The organism is Pseudomonas sp. RW407 (genome assembly GCF_003176655.1).
GTDB classification, from domain to species: Bacteria; Pseudomonadota; Gammaproteobacteria; order Pseudomonadales; family Pseudomonadaceae; genus Pseudomonas; species Pseudomonas delhiensis.
Map to the genome: position 1 here is coordinate 1,962,642 of NZ_QGSL01000107.1, position 2,034 is coordinate 1,964,675.

The following is a 2,034-nucleotide window of genomic DNA, read 5'->3' on the forward strand; positions in this document are numbered from 1 at the left end:
TCCCAGGGCCGCGCCAACATGGTCGATGTCACCGACAAGGCGGTGACCTCCCGTGAAGCCGTGGCCGAAGCGCGGGTGCGCATGCGCCCGGAGACCCTGCGGCTGATCCAGGACGGCGGCCACCCCAAGGGCGACGTCTTCGCCGTGGCGCGCATCGCCGGCATCCAGGCGGCCAAGCGCACCCACGAGCTGATCCCGCTGTGCCACCCGCTGTTGCTCACCAGCGTCAAGGTCGAGCTGCAGGCCGACGGCGAGGACGCCGTGCGCATCGAGGCGCGCTGCAAGCTGGCCGGGCAGACCGGCGTGGAGATGGAGGCGCTGACCGCCGCCAGCGTCGCCGCGCTGACCATCTATGACATGTGCAAGGCCGTGGACAAGGGCATGACCATCGAGGGCGTGCGCCTGCTGGAGAAGCTCGGCGGCAAGAGCGGCCACTACCGTGCGGAGGATGGGCAATGATCCGTGTGCAATACTTCGCCCGCTACCGCGAGGCCCTCGGCCTGGATGGCGAGCAACTGGGCTGGAGCGAGGCCTTCGCGAAGATCGACGACCTCCGCGGCTACCTGCTGGAGCGCGGCGGCGCCTGGCAGGTGCTGGCCGAGCAGAACCTGATGTGCGCGCGCAACCAGGAGTTGTGCGCCCTCGACGAGCCCCTCGCCGATGGCGACGAGGTGGCTTTCTTCCCCACCGTCACCGGAGGCTGAGGCCATGGCCGTGCGTGTCCAGGAAAGCCCCTTCGACCCCGGCGCCGAGGTCAACGCGCTGCACGCCGCCAACGTCGGCATCGGCGCGGTGGTCGGCTTCGTCGGCTATGTGCGCGACTTCAACGACGGCCGCGAGGTCGGCGGCATGTTCCTCGAACACTACCCGGGCATGACCGAGAAGGCCCTGGAGAAGATCGCCGTCGAGGCCAACGAGCGCTGGCCGCTGCTGCGCCTGGAGATCCTCCACCGCATCGGCCGCCTGGAGCCGGGCCAGCCCATCGTCTTCGTCGGCACCGCCAGCGCCCACCGCCAGGCGGCGTTCGACGCCTGCAACTTCGTCATGGACTACCTCAAGACCCGCGCGCCCTTCTGGAAGAAGGAAGACACCGCCGAGGGCCCGCGCTGGGTGGAAGGCCGCTGCAGCGACCAGGCCGCGGCGCAGCGCTGGGACAAATAGCCGCGCTACCTCTTCCGGGGAATGGGCAGGCCGGCTGCCGAGGCGCAGGCTGGGCGCCGTCCCATCCTTCCCCGGAGGCAGCCATGAGCCACCTGGCCACGCAGGACTTCCAGAGCCTGCAGATCGCCGTGCTGACCGTCAGCGACACCCGTACCCTGCAAACCGACGACTCCGGCCAGAGCCTGGCCGACGCCCTGCGCGAGGCCGGCCACGTGCTGGCCGAGCGGCGCCTGGTGGTCGACGACATCCACCAGATCCGCGCGGTGGTCTGCGCCTGGATCGCCGACCCGCGCATCCAGGTCGGGCTGATCACCGGCGGCACCGGCTTCACCGCCCGCGACAACACCCCGCAGGCCGTCGAACCGCTGCTGGAGCGGCGCGTCGAGGGCTTCGGCGAACTCTTCCGCCAGGTCTCCCTGGCCGAGATCGGTACCTCCAGCATCCAGTCGCGGGCCCTGGCCGGCGTCACCAACGGCACCCTGGTCTGCTGCCTGCCCGGCTCGCCAGGCGCCTGCCGCACCGCCTGGCGGGAAATCCTCGCCGCGCAGCTGGACAGCCGCACCCGGCCGTGCAGCTTCGTGCCGCACCTGAAGGCCCCGCCGAAGACCGAGGAGGGCTGCGGTGGCGCCTGTGCCTGCGGCAGCCGTTCATGAGCGGCTGCGGCTGTGACGGCCACGGCCTGAAGCCGGTGGACGAGGCCCTGGCCGAACTGCTGGCGCGCGCCCCGGCGCCGCCGGCGGTGGAGTCCGTGGCCCTGGCCGAGGCCCTGGGCCGGGTACTGGCCAACGACCTCGAGGCCCCCTGCGACCTGCCGCACTGGAACAACAGCGCCATGGACGGCTACGCCCTGCGCGCCAGCGACGTGCCGGCGGG

The 2,034-nt window shown here is 71.6% G+C and carries 4 protein-coding genes and 1 pseudogene; all 5 read left to right on the plus strand.

From position 1 onward, the window contains the following. The coding region (moaC, locus tag DK254_RS32965; protein ID WP_109937382.1) for a cyclic pyranopterin monophosphate synthase MoaC at positions 1 to 459 on the plus strand (459 nt) is incomplete at its 5' end. Continuing rightward, positions 456 to 704, plus strand: a complete 249-nt coding sequence (locus DK254_RS32970; protein ID WP_089389569.1) for a MoaD/ThiS family protein — start codon at positions 456 to 458, stop codon at positions 702 to 704. The genes moaC and DK254_RS32970, both read left to right, overlap by 4 nt. Before the next feature lie 4 nt (positions 705 to 708). Then, the gene (gene moaE, locus DK254_RS32975) at positions 709 to 1,161 is read left to right on the plus strand and encodes a molybdopterin synthase catalytic subunit MoaE (protein WP_109937185.1); all 453 of its coding nucleotides are present in this window, start codon (positions 709 to 711) and stop codon (positions 1,159 to 1,161) included. A gap of 83 nt (positions 1,162 to 1,244) precedes the next feature. After that, positions 1,245 to 1,814, plus strand: coding sequence for a molybdenum cofactor biosynthesis protein B (moaB, locus tag DK254_RS32980; RefSeq protein WP_109937186.1), 570 nt, complete (start codon positions 1,245 to 1,247; stop codon positions 1,812 to 1,814). Then, positions 1,811 to 2,034 (plus strand): annotated as a pseudogene (locus DK254_RS32985) (molybdopterin molybdenumtransferase MoeA); the annotation flags it as partial. The gene moaB and the pseudogene DK254_RS32985, both read left to right, overlap by 4 nt.

What these genes read in the sequence shown, in the direction of transcription:
- DK254_RS32970 (WP_089389569.1), top strand. Translation starts at nt 456, where the DNA reads ATGATCCGTGTGCAATACTTCGCCCGCTACCGCGAGGCCCTCGGCCTG.
- moaE (WP_109937185.1), top strand. Translation starts at nt 709, where the DNA reads ATGGCCGTGCGTGTCCAGGAAAGCCCCTTCGACCCCGGCGCCGAGGTC.
- moaB (WP_109937186.1), top strand. Translation starts at nt 1,245, where the DNA reads ATGAGCCACCTGGCCACGCAGGACTTCCAGAGCCTGCAGATCGCCGTG.